Raw genomic sequence first — 12846 nt, forward strand, 5'->3', positions numbered from 1 at the left:
AGGAGGGCTCCCGTGTGGGAGCCCTCCTTGAGTCGCGGCTTGGTGCGGCGCACGGCGCCGGCGACTAGCTGACCCGTGCCAGCCGGGGTGCCCGACGGCGGGCGAAGAGCAGGCTGTCCAGCAGCCAGATCACCAGCATGGAGCCGCCCACCAGCGGGAAGCAGATACCGAGCAGGATCAGCAGGGCAATGGCGCCGCGCATGGGGGGCAGGCTGGCCGGCAAGGGCGGGGCGGCGAGGCGACCACTGGGGCGGCGGCTCCACCAGATCCAGAGCCCGCTCACCGAGCTCAGCAACACCAGCAGGCAGATGAGCAGCATGGCCAGCTGGTGCGGCCAGCCGTAGAGCTTGCCCATGTGCAGCATGACGCCGGTTTCCACCGTCTTGGCGACCGGGCCGTAGTCTTGCCAGCGCACGTCGGCCAATACCTTGCCACTGTATTGATCGATGTGCAGGGTGGCATCGTTGCGCGGATCATCGGCCGAGATGGCGATGGTGTAGACGCCGCTCGCATCGGCCGATGGCGTGATGCTGTAGCCCGGCGTGACCTGGCGCGCAGCGGCGATCTCCACCACCTGTTGCAGCGGGATGCGGTGCTCCGCCATCACCATGCCGTCGTGCTCGCCGCCGTGACCCATGGCGCTGTGGTCGTGGGCCTTGGGCTCGGCCGAGCTGGGGATGGGGGTGTTCTCGACCGCCCAGGGGACTGTCTGTTGATGGGCATGGTTGAGGCTGCGCGCCAGGGGCGCCGACTTGGGCACCTCGTTCCACATGGCGGCCGGGAAGCGGTTCCAGACGGCGGCAAACTGATCGCCCCAGAAACCGGTCCAGGTCATGCCGCTCAAGAGCAGCAGCAACAGGAAACCGGCGCCCCAGAAACCGACCACGGCGTGCAGGTCGCGCCACCAGAGCCGGCCGCGCTGGCTCCAGCGTGGCCACAGGATGCCGCCGACTCCTGGCCCCTTGCGTGGCCACCAGAGATAGAGTCCGCTGATGAGCAGCACGATTCCCCAGCCGGCGGCCAGCTCGATCAACCGATCCCCCATGGTGCCGAGCAGCAGATCGGCGTGCAGGGCGCGGGCCACCGCCTGCAGATTCCATTTGTTGTCCAGGGTGCCGAGCAGGGCGCCGCTGGCGGGATCGAGGAACAGGGTCAGCTCGTTGCCGCCCTGGCGGACGATGAACTGGGCGCTGGCCTCCGGGCTGACCGGTGGCAGGTACTTGCTCAGGCTGGCATCCGGCATCGTCACCATCGCCTTGACCAGCAGCTGATCGGCGCTGAGCGGCTGGCTGACGGGGGCGACCTTCATCAGCTCGGGATACATCAGGTTGTCGAGCTGAGGCTTGAACAGATAGACGATCCCGGTCAGCGAGAGCAGGATCAGGAAGGGGGCGACGAAGAGGCCCGCATAGAAGTGCCAGCGCCAGATGCGCTGATAGTGGTTCGCGTCCCGATTTTTCATCTCTGTTCCTTGCGCCGTGAGTTAACGTTTCAGTTGGTGGAATGTTGGTGGCGGCGCGGATGATAGCAGCAACGTTTTGTTAACTGCAACAGAACATGAGGGCTGGTCGATGCGGTGGGCAAGGGCGTGCTGAGCAGGCCGCCAGTGGGTCAACCGGTGACGCAGTCCCTCCAGGTTCGCGCCTGGCAGAATGGACTTTTTGCAGAGAAATCCTTACCTTGTTGCAACATCAAAGGGTGCTTGCGCGACGAAGAATCCAGGGAAGGAGGCAGAGGTGAAGTTGCAACCACACGGCCATTTCGAGATGCAGCGACGCGGTCAGGTGCTGATCTGCCGACCGAGCGGCCCCTTCAATCTGGCGGGGGCCATGGCCTATGAGGCCCAGTTCAGCCAGCAGATCGCCAGCCTGCGCGACGCGCCCTGGGGCATTGTCGAAGTGGCGACCGAGTTCGAGGCGGCGGGCCCCGAGGTGCTGGCCCGCTTTCGCCGCCAGTTCGGCTGGTGCGCCAGCAACGGCTGCGCCTTTCTGGCGGTGGTGCTGGCGGGCAGCTTCAAGCAGTATCTGGCGGATCAGGTGTTCAGCGGTTTGCCGTTTCAGGGCGTCCGCTACTTCGAGCAGACCGACGAGGCGCTGCAGTGGCTGGAACGGCAACTGGCCGGGCTGGTCTGACGGCACGGCAGGCTGATCATTACCCGCAGCTCAGTTGAGCTTGATAAACCACTTGTCCCGCTCGTCGACGCAGTCGGGCTCGCCCATTTCAAATTCACGGCATATTAAGGGACGAACTTCGTAGATGCGGCACATCATGGTGTTGCGGTCGAGCGCCGCGCACCAGCCATCTTCCAGTCGGTGCATCACCGGCACTTCACCTTCCCGCTCTTCCACATAGCGATCCGGTACGCCGGTATCGGTAAACAGCATCACCTCGAGGCGGCAGCAGCAGGCTTCGCAGTTCTGGCAGCTCACTTCGGGTCGGGTTGTCTGGGTCATGGCATCTGCCTTGTTCTCATGGGCACGGATAAATATGAAACAGGCGCCGAACCGGCGCCTGTGTCGTGAACCTTAGCCCAGCTTGCGAGCGCGGTAGCTGCGCCCCTTGATCTTGCCTTCCTGCAGCCGCTTGAGGGCGGCGCTGGCCACCTGGCGCTTCACCGCCACGTAGGAGTACTGCTCGGAAATCTGGATCTTGCCCACATCGGCCCCGGCAATGCCGCCTTCGCCAGTCAGGGCGCCGAGGATGTCACCGGCGCGCACCTTGCTCTTGCGGCCCGCATCGATGGAGAGGGTCACCATCTGCGGTGCAATTGGCTTGATGTCGCGGCCGATCCCGGCCAGGTCGCCCTGGGGAATGGGGGCCTGCTGGTACTCCTCGATGAAGTTGACGCGCTGGGCCTCGTTCGGCTGGTAGAGGCTCAGGGCCAGGCCCTGCTGACCGGCGCGGCCGGTACGGCCGATGCGGTGCACGTGCACCTCGGGGTCGTAGGTCAGCTCATAGTTGATGACGGCGCCCAGCTCCTTGATGTCGAGACCGCGGGCCGCCACGTCGGTGGCCACCAGGATGGTGGCGCTGCCGTTGGCGAAGCGCACCAGCACCTGATCCCGCTCGCGCTGTTCCAGGTCGCCGTTCAGCGCCAGCGCCGAGAAGCCCTTGGCGGCCAGGTGATCGGCTACGTCGTTGCAGGCCCGTTTGGTGTTGCAGAACACCACGCAGGAGCTCGGCTGGTAGTGGCTGAGCAACCAGCCGAGGGCGTCGAGGCGCTGGCCGGCCGGCACTTCATACAGCTTCTGTTCGATGGCGCTGTCTTCGTGCAGGGACTCCACGCTCACCTCGACTGGGTTGCGCTGCACGCCGCGGCTCATCTGGGCGATTCCCTCCGGATAGGTGGCGGAGAACAGCAAGGTCTGCCGGTCGCGCGGGGCGTGGCTGATGACCCGGTTGATGTCTTCGCCAAAGCCCATGTCCAGCATGCGATCCGCTTCGTCCAGCACCAGCGTCTTGAGGCCGTCCAGCTCGAGGGTGCCCTGCTCCAGGTGCTTGAGGATCCGGCCCGGGGTGCCGACGGCGATGTGGGCGCCAAAGCTCAGGGTGGCGGATTGCGGTGCGGTCGGGGTGCCGCCGCACAGGGTGACCAGCTTGACGTTGGGCAGGGTGCGGGCAAGACGGCGGATCTCGGTGGCAACCTGATCGGCCAGCTCGCGAGTCGGACAGAGCACCAGCGCCTGCACCTCGAGCCGATTGACATCGAGGTTGGCAAGCAAGCCGAGGCCGAAGGCCGCGGTCTTGCCGCTGCCGGTTTTTGCCTTGGCGATCAGGTCTTTGCCATCGAGTACCAGGGGCAGACTCTGGGCCTGGATCGGGGTCATCTGCAGATAACCCAGGCTGGCGAGGTTGTCCTGCAGGGCGGGGGAGAGGTTCAGGCTGCTAAATTCGTTGTTCACAAAAAGACTCTATATCGGAGAAAACGGGCTGCGCCGTGCGCAAGGGCGCGCATTGTATCAGAAAGCGCTGCCGGGTGTGGCGGATTTTTGAACGACTGGACGGCGACGGTGGCGGGGCTGCGGCCGGGGGAAAACGGTGGCGGCATGTTGTCCGGCTCGTCTGAAAATACCCCACTGCCTTTCGGGAATTAGCTGAAAGAAGCCGGGCCATTCATCGCAAATAAGATAAACGTTTGTCATTTTGATTTGATTAAATAAATTCGCCGTAAATTTAACCTCACCGCTATGACGCCATTCGCCAGGTTTTAAATAAATGTGAGAAAGCTGTGAAAATAGCCCTTTCAGACTGAGTGGTTTATTTTCAACTTACTGTTTATTAATAATTTTTATGTTTGTTGAACATTGATTAGATGCTTGTGTGAGCGTTTAATTAATTTAAAAACGTTTGTATTATCCAACATGCATATTTTTACCGCAGATTGTGATGGCTATCTGATTTTTAAATATGCAAATGTCTATGATGGCGCCGGTCAAAAAATTATAAATTACTCAGGTGCTACTGGTATGGAATACGTTCACTTTGTGCTCGGACTCGTGATGGTCCTCGCTCTTGCTTTGCTGGCCAACCGCCACAACTGGAAACAGATCAAACTGCGTTATATCGGCCAACTGCTGGTGGTCGAACTGGCGCTGGCCTGGTTCATGCTGAACTCCGAAGTGGGTCTGGCGGTGGTGGGAGGCTTCGCGGCCGGCTTCACCAAGTTGATGGAGTTTGCCAAACAGGGTACCGACTTCGTGTTCGGCGGCCTGGTCAATGAAGGGGCTTTCTCCTTCTTCCTGATGGTGCTGATGCCCATCGTCTTCATCTCCGTGCTGATCGGTATCCTGCAGTACATCCGTCTGCTGCCGCTGGTGATCCGCGGCATCGGTACCGTGCTGGCCAAGATCAACGGCATGGGCAAGCTGGAGTCCTTCAACGCCATCAGCTCCATGATCGTCGGCCAGTCCGAGAACTTCATCGCGCTCAAGAACATCCTGCCGCACCTGAACGAGAAGCAGATGTACACCCTGGCCGCCACTGCCATGTCCACCGTCTCCATGTCCATCGTCGGTGCCTACATGCAGCTGATCGAGCCGCGCTACGTGGTGGCCGCGCTGGTGCTCAACATGTTCAGCACCTTCATCGTACTGTCGCTGATCAACCCCTACGAGCCGGACAACACCGTGACCGACGCCAAGGCGCTGGCCGAAGGTGACGAGCACCACAGCCCGAAGAAAGAGAACTTCTTCGAGATGCTGGGCGAGTACATCATGGCCGGTTTCACCGTAGCGGTCATCGTGGGTGCCATGCTGGTCGGCTTCATCGCCCTGATTGCCCTGATCAACTACCTGTTCGAGATGGCATTCGGCGTCAACTTCCAGTTCGTCATGGGCTACCTCTTCTACCCGATCGCCTGGATCCTGGGCATCCCGAGTGGTGAGGCGCTGCAAGCTGGCTCCATCATGGCGACCAAGCTGGTGACCAACGAGTTCGTGGCCATGATGGATCTGGGCAAGATCGCGGCCCAGCTCTCTCCGCGCACCATCGGCATCCTCTCCATCTTCATGGTGTCGTTCGCCAACTTCAGCTCCATCGGCATCATCGCCGGTGCGGTGAAGGCGCTGAACGAAGAGAAGGGCAACATGGTCTCCCGCTTCGGTCTGAAGCTGGTGTACGGCTCCACCCTGGTGAGCCTGCTCTCCGCCGTGATTGCCGGTGTGATGCTGTAATACCGCCACCCGCTCTCACCATGACAAACCCCTGCCTCGGCAGGGGTTTGTTTTTTTGGGCAACAGCAGGCGGCAGCTGGCCTGACGGACCGCTAGCCTGGCCAGTGGGCCCAGTAACCGGCGGCCAGCAGAGTGAGGGTGCAAAAGCCGGTCTCGACGGCGCCGCCGCTTTTGAGCGGCCAGCCCGGCAGCCGGTAGCGGCGCTTGCTGGGCCACAGCAGCGGAATGCCGGCCGGGGTGAGCCAGTCTCCCAGCAGGTGGCTGAGGTAACCGATGATAAGGGCATCCTTGACGCCGGTGGGCAGCAGGGCGGGAGCCAGGCTTTGATCCAGCCCCCAGATGGCGGCGGCCACCGCCAGCAGGCTGTGGGTGAAGCCGCGATGGCCGAACAGCCGCGACAAGGGTTTGGAGATCCAGGGCAGGCGCTGCCCCAGCACTGACTTGGGGTGGTCGAGGTCCGGCAGCAGGGCGCTGGCCAGCGCGGCAGGAATGGTGTGCCACAGGCTGGCGTCGGCCAGGGCCGGCGTCAGCTGGAGTTTGTGGGCGAGCAGGGTGCAGGTAACGGAGAAGAGCAGGTGCCCTTGGGCGGTCATGATGGCTACGACATGGGGAAAATGGCGGCGCATCTTACCAGTGTCGCGGGCCATTGCAGCAAAAAACCGGGGCCCGATGGGCAGCCCGGTCATTAACTGCGCGGATCTTCCACCTTGGCGTCGGCGGGCACCCGTTTTTTGCCCAGCACCATGGCGCGCACCAGGTCGCTGCGGGTGAGGCGATCGGTCAGGATCACCACGGCCGCATGGACGCCGACGGCAGCCATCAGGGTGTTGGCAATGATGCCGTGCAGCTCCTCCAGCCAGTCTTCGCCCCAGAAGGCATCCCAGGTGGTGAGCCAGCCGGTGACGACGGTGCCGACCAGCGACAGCAGCAGCAGCCAGATCATCAGGGCGCCGACCGGGTTGTGGCCGAGGTAGTAGGGGTGACGGCCCTGGGCCAGCTGGCGCAGGTAGTAGCGCACCCGGGCCGGGGTCGGCCACCACTGGCCGAAGCGGGCGTAATGGGGACCGACCAGCCCCCACAGCAGGCGGATGATCAGCAGGATGCCCACTGTGTAGCCGGCATATTTGTGGGGCTTGCTGCCCTCTTCCAGCACGAAGAAGTTGAGCAGGCAGAGGGTGACGGTGGCCCAGTGAAACACCCGGATGAGGGGATCCCAGACTTTCACTTCAGAGGTTGTCATGGTGTGGCTCCATAGAAAGGGCCGGCAGGAGACCGGCCCATGGCCGGATTATTCGTCGATCTCTTCTTTCACTTTCTTCAGGTCGGTCGGGTCGAAGTAGATCTCGACCTTGCGCTTCTCCTTGTCCCAACCGTAAATCTCGTAGCAGTTGGTCTTGGTGACCTTGAACTTCTTGATGTCGTAGCCCATCGCCTTGATCTGCTGCTGGGCGTCGGCTTCGCTCATCCACTTGCTCTTGTCGGCCTGGGTACATTGGGGATCGGCCAGGGCTGCGCCGCTCAACAGGGGGATCAGTAACAACAGGGGGGTCAGTTTCATTGCTTGCTCCTTGCGGGTGGTGGGGTCAACAGCCACAAGGTTAGGGCACCAAACTTAAGGAAAAATTAAGCACAAGGAGGTAGGAATGAATATCCCCGGCTGGATACCGGGGAGGGGGTAATCAACTCAGCTTGCCCCGGATGAGCCACTTGTCGAGGGCGTTGGCGAAGCGCTGCTTGTCGGCCGCGTTGAGGGGGGCCGGGCCGCCGGTCTGCACCCCGGCCGAGCGCAGCTCCTCCATGAAGTTGCGCATGCCGAGCCGCGCCTTGATGGTCTCGCGGGTGTAGATCTCGCCGCGGGGATTGAGCGCCTCGCCGCCGGCATCGATCACCCAGGAGGCGAGCGGGATGTCGCCGGTGATCACCAGATCGCCGGGTTTGACCTGCTGGGCGATGACATGATCTGCCACATCGAAGCCCTTCTCCACCTGCTGGGTCTTGATGAAGGGGGAAGGGGGCACCCGCAGCCCCTGATTGGCCACTAGCGTGGTCACCACCTGGGCACGGTGGGCGGCGCGGTAAAGGATCTCCTTGACCGGAATGGGGCAGGCATCGGCATCAACCCAGATGGGCATGGCAGGGCTTCCTGTGTCTGAAACGAGTGGTGCATCTTAACACGGCCGGCGCGGGGCGACTGCCCCGGGGCTGAGTCGGGCCCGGCTTTGGTGTAAGCTGGGCCGATGAACATGAGCGAAAAGGACGAGCAGATGGATCGGGTGCCCAGTGACGTAATTTATGGCCTGACCCTGGATGGCAGGGGTGGCATGCAGCCACTGGTGGCGGGCAGCGAGATACCGGCTGATCAGCCGGGCTGGCTGCATTTGGACTACGGCAATCCGGAGGCGGCGCGCTGGCTGCTGCAGACCCCGCTGCTTAATGATGCGGCGCGCGAGTCGCTGCTCGGCCAGAGCAATCGCCCCAAGCTGGTCCGGATGGGGGAGACGGTGCTGCTGATCCTGCGCGGCATCAACCACAACAAGGACCACAGACCGGAAGAGATGGTGGCGCTGCGCATCTACATCACCCCGGATCTCATCATCAGCAGCCGGCGCCGGCCGCTGCTGTCGGAGCAGGATGTGTTCAACCAGCTCAAGCTGGGGGGCGGCGCCGATACCCCGGCCGACTGGCTGGTGGAGATCTGTGACGCCCTGACCGACCGGGCCGGGGAGTTCGTCGAGGAGCTGCACGACCAGATCCTGGATCTGGAGGAGATGGTGCTGATGCGCGACCTGCCCGCCAACGGCAGGCTGGCGCTGATCCGCAAACAGCTCATCATGATCCGCCGCTACCTCTCGCCCCAGCGGGATCTGGTGGCGCGCCTCGCCAACGAGAAGATCAGCTGGCTGGATGAAGATGACCGCCGGCGTCTGCTGGACATCGCCGATCGGCTGCGGCGCTGGCTGGACGATCTGGATGCCGGGGTGGCGCGCACCGCCGTGCTGGCGGACGAGATCAACAACCTGATGGCGGAGGCGACCAATCGCCGCGCCTACCAGATGTCGGTGATGGCGCTGCTGTTCCTGCCCGCCAGTTTCCTGACCGGCCTGTTCGGCATCAACCTGGGGGGCATTCCCGGGGCCGAGAGCCCGACCGCCTTCTGGATCTTCTGCGGCTCCCTGGTGGCGCTGGCGACCGGGCTGGCGGTCTGGCTCAAACATCGGCGCTGGTGGTAAGGAGCAGACATGACAACATGGGAATCTTTTGGCGTGACCCTGCTGTTGCTGCTGGGCCACACCCTCATTCGCGGGCTCATTCACAAGAGCCTGCTGGCGCTGGCGCAGACCCGGCAGGTGAGCGAGAACCGGGTGCTCTACGTGGAGCACGTGTTCCACTTCCTGCTCGGCTGCGCCACCCTGCTGATCCTGGCCGGGGTGTGGGGACTCGACTTCTCGCGGCTGGTGGTGCTGGCCTCCTCCTTCTTCGCGGTGCTGGGCGTCGCCATGGTGGCGCAGTGGTCTATCCTCTCCAACATCACCGCCAGCATCACCATCTTCTTCGCCTTCCCCTACAAGATTGGCGACCGGATCCGGATCCTCGACAAGGATGATTCGGTCACCGGGGTCATCACCGAGATCGGCCTCTTCTACGTGCGGGTGCGCGATGACAACGGCGATCTGGTCACCTATCCGGCCAACCTGATCCTGCAAAAGCCGGTCAGGCGGCTGGAGGGCAAGGGGGCGGAACCCCTGCAACCGGAATGAGAAAAGGCTCCCGTGGGAGCCTTTTTTGAGCCTGCCGATCTCTCAGCGTTCGAAGAAGCGGTAGAGGTGCTCGACCTGGATCGGGCAATCCGCCACCAGGTGCACGTGCTGGCGGGCCTCCTCGACCGAGCCGAAGTAGCGGGGGCAGCCCAGGGTGTCGGTCATCTCGTACAGCTTGCCGTCCTGACCCCTGAACTCCACGATCCAGCCGGGCAGGATGGCGTCCTGCAGGATCTCGGCTTCCTTGAAGGCTTGTTGCTGATAGAGCTGGCGAAGTTCGCTGACTGTCATGACATCCTCCCGTGACGCTTGATGCCACTTCAAGTCTAGTGGCTGCGGTCGGGGTCGGCCGGCTCATTTGGCCGATTTGAGGTACTCCCAGGCCCAGCGCAGGCGGATGAAGGTGTCGGCATCGCCCCCGCGATCCGGGTGGTGTTGCAGCGCCAGCTCCCGCCAGCGGCGGCGGATGACATCGGGCCCCGCTCCGGTCGGCAGGGCGAACAGGGTCAGCGCCTCGGCCCTGTGTTCATCCCGCTCACAGGCCCGCCAGAAGCTGCCAAGCAGCGCCTCCACCTCCTCCCGATCGGTCTGCCAGAACACCTGCCAGTCGAGGTAGTAACTGCGCAGCGCCTCGCCCCGGGCGAGGGCGCTTCCCCCCTCGCGAGTGGCGAGCGGTTCGAGCCGGATATCCAGGGTGCTGATCACCAACCACCACCCTTCGCCATGAAGCTCGGCCTGCAGCTGGTAGAGGGCGTTCATGATGAGGAAGTTGAGCCGAAACAGCTGCAGCTGCTCATCCCCCGGCAGGGGCGGGATGACCTCCTGGCGGCGCAGCTCGGCCAGCAGCTCGTGCACCTTGTAGCTGCCGCTTGCCTGTCGCAGCAGTGTCAGCAGTGGAGCCAACAGCGGGTTGGGCCGGGTCTCGCTCATGGGACGGCCGTCTCCTTCGGCGGCTGCAGGGCGATCAGCAGCTCCCCGGCCAGTGGCTCGACGGGGCCGGTGACGATGCGGGTCCGCCCCTTGCCGTCCAGCACGAACAGCGGGATGGCGCCCGGGTTGGCCTCCTGGTACTGGGTCCAGTCGAACGCCTCGCTCAGCCGGGTCGCCTTGATCTGGCCGCCCCGGCTCAGCAGGCCGCTCAACCGGGCGTAGTTGATGTCGGGACCGAACAGGTTCTGGCGGGCGCGAAAGGTGGCGCTCTCCCGATTGGCCTTGCCGTGCTGCTCGCTGGAGCGCAGGGAGTAGACTTTCTCCTCGCCGTAAAGGTGGGCGAAGTGCAGCACGCCGAGGGCGTTGTTGTGGCGGTTGGGGGAGAGCGCCAGCACGGTGCTGATGCTGGTGAGCGGCAGGTGCAGTTCGGCGTGTTCGGATTGCGGGTTGCCGAAGTAGCAGGGCAGGTTGCTCATCCGTGCCTGACGGCAGAACTCCCAGGCCGGATCGCAGAGCTGGACCGGCACCCCCTGATCCGCCAGGGCCCGGCCGATGGCCCGCGCCACCGAGTTGGCCCCGATGATGAGCCAGGTGTTGGGGGCGCTCTGGCGCATCTTGAGCAGGCCGGCCAGCGGCGCCGAGGTGAGGCTCTGCAGCACCACGGTGGAGATGATCACCGCAAACACCAGAGGCACCAGCTTGTCGGCATCGGGAATGCCGGCCTGGTGCAGGCTGATGGCGAACGAGGCGCTGACCGCCGCCGCGACTATGCCGCGCGGCGCAATCCAGCCGAGCAGGGCGCGGGCTCGCCAGGAGAGATCCGATCCCCAGGTGGAGACCAGGATACAGAGCGGGCGCGCCACGAACTGCACCACGCACAGCAGCGCCAGCACCATGGGGCCGAGCTGCCAGAGCTGGGCCAGATCGAGGCGGGCCGCCAGCAGGATGAACAGGGAGGAGATGAGGATGACGGCGAGATCCTCCTTGAAGGCCAGCACCTCCTCCAGATCCAGCCCCTCCTGATTGGCGAGCCAGATGCCGAACACGGTGACCGCCAGCAGGCCGGATTCGTGGCTGAGCCAGTTGGAGAGGCTGAAGGTGACCAGCACCAGCGCCAGCACCCCGAACTTGTGCAGGCTGACCGGCAGCCAGTCCTTGCGGATCAGCAGGGTGGTGAGCCAGCCGGCACCGACCCCGATGAGCGAGCCCACTCCCACCGTCTTGGCCAGCGCCAGCAGGGTGTGGCCGATGAGATCCCCCTGACTGCCAAGGCGCACCGCCTCGAACACCAGCACCGCAAACAGGGCGCCGATGGGATCGATGACGATCCCTTCCCAGCGCAGGATGCGGTCTACCTCCCGGGTCGGGCGGATCACGTTGAGCATGGGGGCGACCACGGTGGGACCGGTCACCACCAGCACGGCACCGAGCACCATGGCGACCCGCCAGTCCAGCCCCAGCAGGAAGTAACCGGCGCTGCCGATGACGGCGAAGCTGGCCAGCATGCCCACCGAGCAGAGGTTGCGCACTACCTTGCCGATCCCTTTCAGCTCGGCCAGGTGCAGAGTGAGCGCCCCCTCGAACAGGATGATGGCGACCGACAGGGAGACCAGCGGAAACAGCAGGTCGCCGAGCAGGGCGTCGGGGTCGAGCAGGCCGCTGACCGGGCCCAGCAGCAGGCCGGTGAGCAGCAGAAACAGGATGGCGGGCACCCGCAGCGACCAGGCCAGCCACTGGGCCAGCACTGAGACCAGGGCGATCCCGGCCAGGGAGAGAGCAATCATGCAGACCTCGATTAAGGCGATGAACCTGGAGGAAGTGTAGTGGGGAAGATGGTCAGATTGACACCAGCCGGCGGCGGGAACAAGAGGGGAAGCGGATCGCACGACAGCGGGCGTCACGGGGGCATGGCCGCGGGAGAGGGGCGGGGTGTGGCCGCTGACTGCGGCCACCAGCCGGATTAGATGGGGCTCTCTTTGTGGAGTTCGGTGACACAGTCGGCCACCGCCAGCACCAGCGCCGAGCGCACCACCTGATCGAGCCGGTTCAGCTGCATCTGGTAGAAGGGCCAGTCCTCCTCGTTGGCGGGGGCCTCCTGCGGCATCATGCCGCCCTGGCTGACGCCGTGCAGGCGAGCCAGCAGATCGCGGATCGGCTTGTCGCTGAAGCGGTAATCCTTGGGGTCGCGCACCAGGAAATCGCGGATCTTCAGGTAAGCCTCGAGATCCTGATAGCGTTCGAGGGAGATGAGGCCGAGGGCGAAGATGAGCTTGAGGCGCACCTCCAGCTGGCCGAGAGGGCCGCTCTGGTTGAGCAAGGGTTCGATGGCGTATTTGACGGCATACTCCTCCTGACGGAACGCGCGTCGCATCAGAGAGTCGACCGCCTCTTCCAGGATGGTCACGACCTCGAGAAAGAAGCCGCGAGGGCCATCTTGCTCGTTCAGTCGCTCCAGTACTTCATCTTCCTGGTGTGTGGTCATAAGT

Annotated in this window: 15 protein-coding genes; 4 read left to right on the top strand and 11 right to left on the bottom strand. The window is 63.8% G+C overall.

Going from position 1 to position 12846, the window contains the following annotated elements:
* Positions 1-64: 64 nt before the first annotated feature.
* Complete coding sequence (locus E5E96_RS09850) at positions 65-1462, bottom strand: PepSY domain-containing protein (RefSeq protein WP_171282052.1); 1398 nt, start codon at positions 1460-1462, stop codon at positions 65-67.
* Positions 1463-1736: 274 nt separating this feature from the next.
* Here E5E96_RS09850 and E5E96_RS09855 point away from each other — a divergent pair, with 274 nt between their 5' ends.
* Positions 1737-2132 carry a hypothetical protein gene (locus E5E96_RS09855; RefSeq protein WP_024943653.1) on the top strand — a complete coding sequence of 132 codons (396 nt, stop codon included), beginning with the start codon at positions 1737-1739 and terminating at the stop codon, positions 2130-2132.
* Positions 2133-2162: 30 nt separating this feature from the next.
* On the opposite strand, the gene E5E96_RS09860 is transcribed toward E5E96_RS09855, so the two are convergent.
* Together E5E96_RS09860 and dbpA are read right to left on the bottom strand one after the other, a co-directional pair.
* Positions 2163-2453, bottom strand: a complete 291-nt coding sequence (locus tag E5E96_RS09860; RefSeq protein WP_016349308.1) for a YkgJ family cysteine cluster protein — start codon at positions 2451-2453, stop codon at positions 2163-2165.
* Positions 2454-2525: 72 nt separating this feature from the next.
* A complete protein-coding gene (dbpA, locus tag E5E96_RS09865) occupies positions 2526-3902 on the bottom strand; it encodes an ATP-dependent RNA helicase DbpA (protein ID WP_011704511.1) in 1377 nt (458 codons plus the stop codon).
* Between the two features lie 564 nt (positions 3903-4466).
* On the opposite strand from dbpA, the gene E5E96_RS09870 reads away from it, so the two are divergent.
* A complete protein-coding gene (locus E5E96_RS09870) occupies positions 4467-5672 on the top strand; it encodes a NupC/NupG family nucleoside CNT transporter (RefSeq protein WP_016349310.1) in 1206 nt (401 codons plus the stop codon).
* Between the two features lie 92 nt (positions 5673-5764).
* Here the strand turns inward: E5E96_RS09870 and E5E96_RS09875 are convergent, their stop codons facing one another.
* The 4 genes from E5E96_RS09875 to E5E96_RS09890 form a co-directional block, all read right to left on the bottom strand.
* The gene (locus tag E5E96_RS09875; protein ID WP_039215114.1) at positions 5765-6265 is read right to left on the bottom strand and encodes a metal-dependent hydrolase; all 501 of its coding nucleotides are present in this window, start codon (positions 6263-6265) and stop codon (positions 5765-5767) included.
* 92 nt (positions 6266-6357) lie between these two features.
* Positions 6358-6912: a cytochrome b/b6 domain-containing protein gene (locus E5E96_RS09880; RefSeq protein WP_171282053.1), complete on the bottom strand. Its 555-nt coding sequence runs from the start codon at positions 6910-6912 to the stop codon at positions 6358-6360.
* Positions 6913-6960: 48 nt separating this feature from the next.
* The gene (locus tag E5E96_RS09885) at positions 6961-7230 is read right to left on the bottom strand and encodes a PepSY domain-containing protein (RefSeq protein WP_011704515.1); all 270 of its coding nucleotides are present in this window, start codon (positions 7228-7230) and stop codon (positions 6961-6963) included.
* Positions 7231-7351: 121 nt separating this feature from the next.
* Entirely contained in the window at positions 7352-7804 is a 453-nt protein-coding gene (locus E5E96_RS09890; protein ID WP_011704516.1) for a YaiI/YqxD family protein, read from the bottom strand.
* A 105-nt stretch (positions 7805-7909) separates the two neighbouring features.
* Here E5E96_RS09890 and zntB point away from each other — a divergent pair, with 105 nt between their 5' ends.
* Together zntB and E5E96_RS09900 are read left to right on the top strand one after the other, a co-directional pair.
* Entirely contained in the window at positions 7910-8902 is a 993-nt protein-coding gene (zntB, locus tag E5E96_RS09895; protein WP_039215076.1) for a zinc transporter ZntB, read from the top strand.
* 9 nt (positions 8903-8911) lie between these two features.
* Positions 8912-9430: a mechanosensitive ion channel domain-containing protein gene (locus E5E96_RS09900; protein ID WP_043162330.1), complete on the top strand. Its 519-nt coding sequence runs from the start codon at positions 8912-8914 to the stop codon at positions 9428-9430.
* 42 nt (positions 9431-9472) lie between these two features.
* Here E5E96_RS09900 and E5E96_RS09905 read toward each other — a convergent pair whose 3' ends face one another.
* From E5E96_RS09905 to E5E96_RS09920, 4 genes are all read right to left on the bottom strand, one after another.
* Positions 9473-9721 (bottom strand): hypothetical protein, encoded by a 249-nt coding sequence (locus tag E5E96_RS09905; RefSeq protein WP_011704519.1) that lies wholly within the window; start codon positions 9719-9721, stop codon positions 9473-9475.
* A 63-nt stretch (positions 9722-9784) separates the two neighbouring features.
* Complete coding sequence (locus E5E96_RS09910; protein ID WP_171282054.1) at positions 9785-10360, bottom strand: DNA-J related domain-containing protein; 576 nt, start codon at positions 10358-10360, stop codon at positions 9785-9787.
* Positions 10357-12144, bottom strand: a complete 1788-nt coding sequence (locus tag E5E96_RS09915) for a sodium:proton antiporter (RefSeq protein ID WP_171282055.1) — start codon at positions 12142-12144, stop codon at positions 10357-10359. Before E5E96_RS09915 ends, E5E96_RS09910 begins: the two co-directional genes overlap by 4 nt.
* 176 nt (positions 12145-12320) lie before the next feature.
* Entirely contained in the window at positions 12321-12842 is a 522-nt protein-coding gene (locus E5E96_RS09920; RefSeq protein ID WP_005308438.1) for an MltR family transcriptional regulator, read from the bottom strand.
* Between the last annotated feature and the right edge of the window lie 4 nt (positions 12843-12846).

It is taken from the genome of Aeromonas sp. 1805, from assembly GCF_013085525.1.
GTDB classification, from domain to species: Bacteria; Pseudomonadota; Gammaproteobacteria; order Enterobacterales; family Aeromonadaceae; genus Aeromonas; species Aeromonas hydrophila.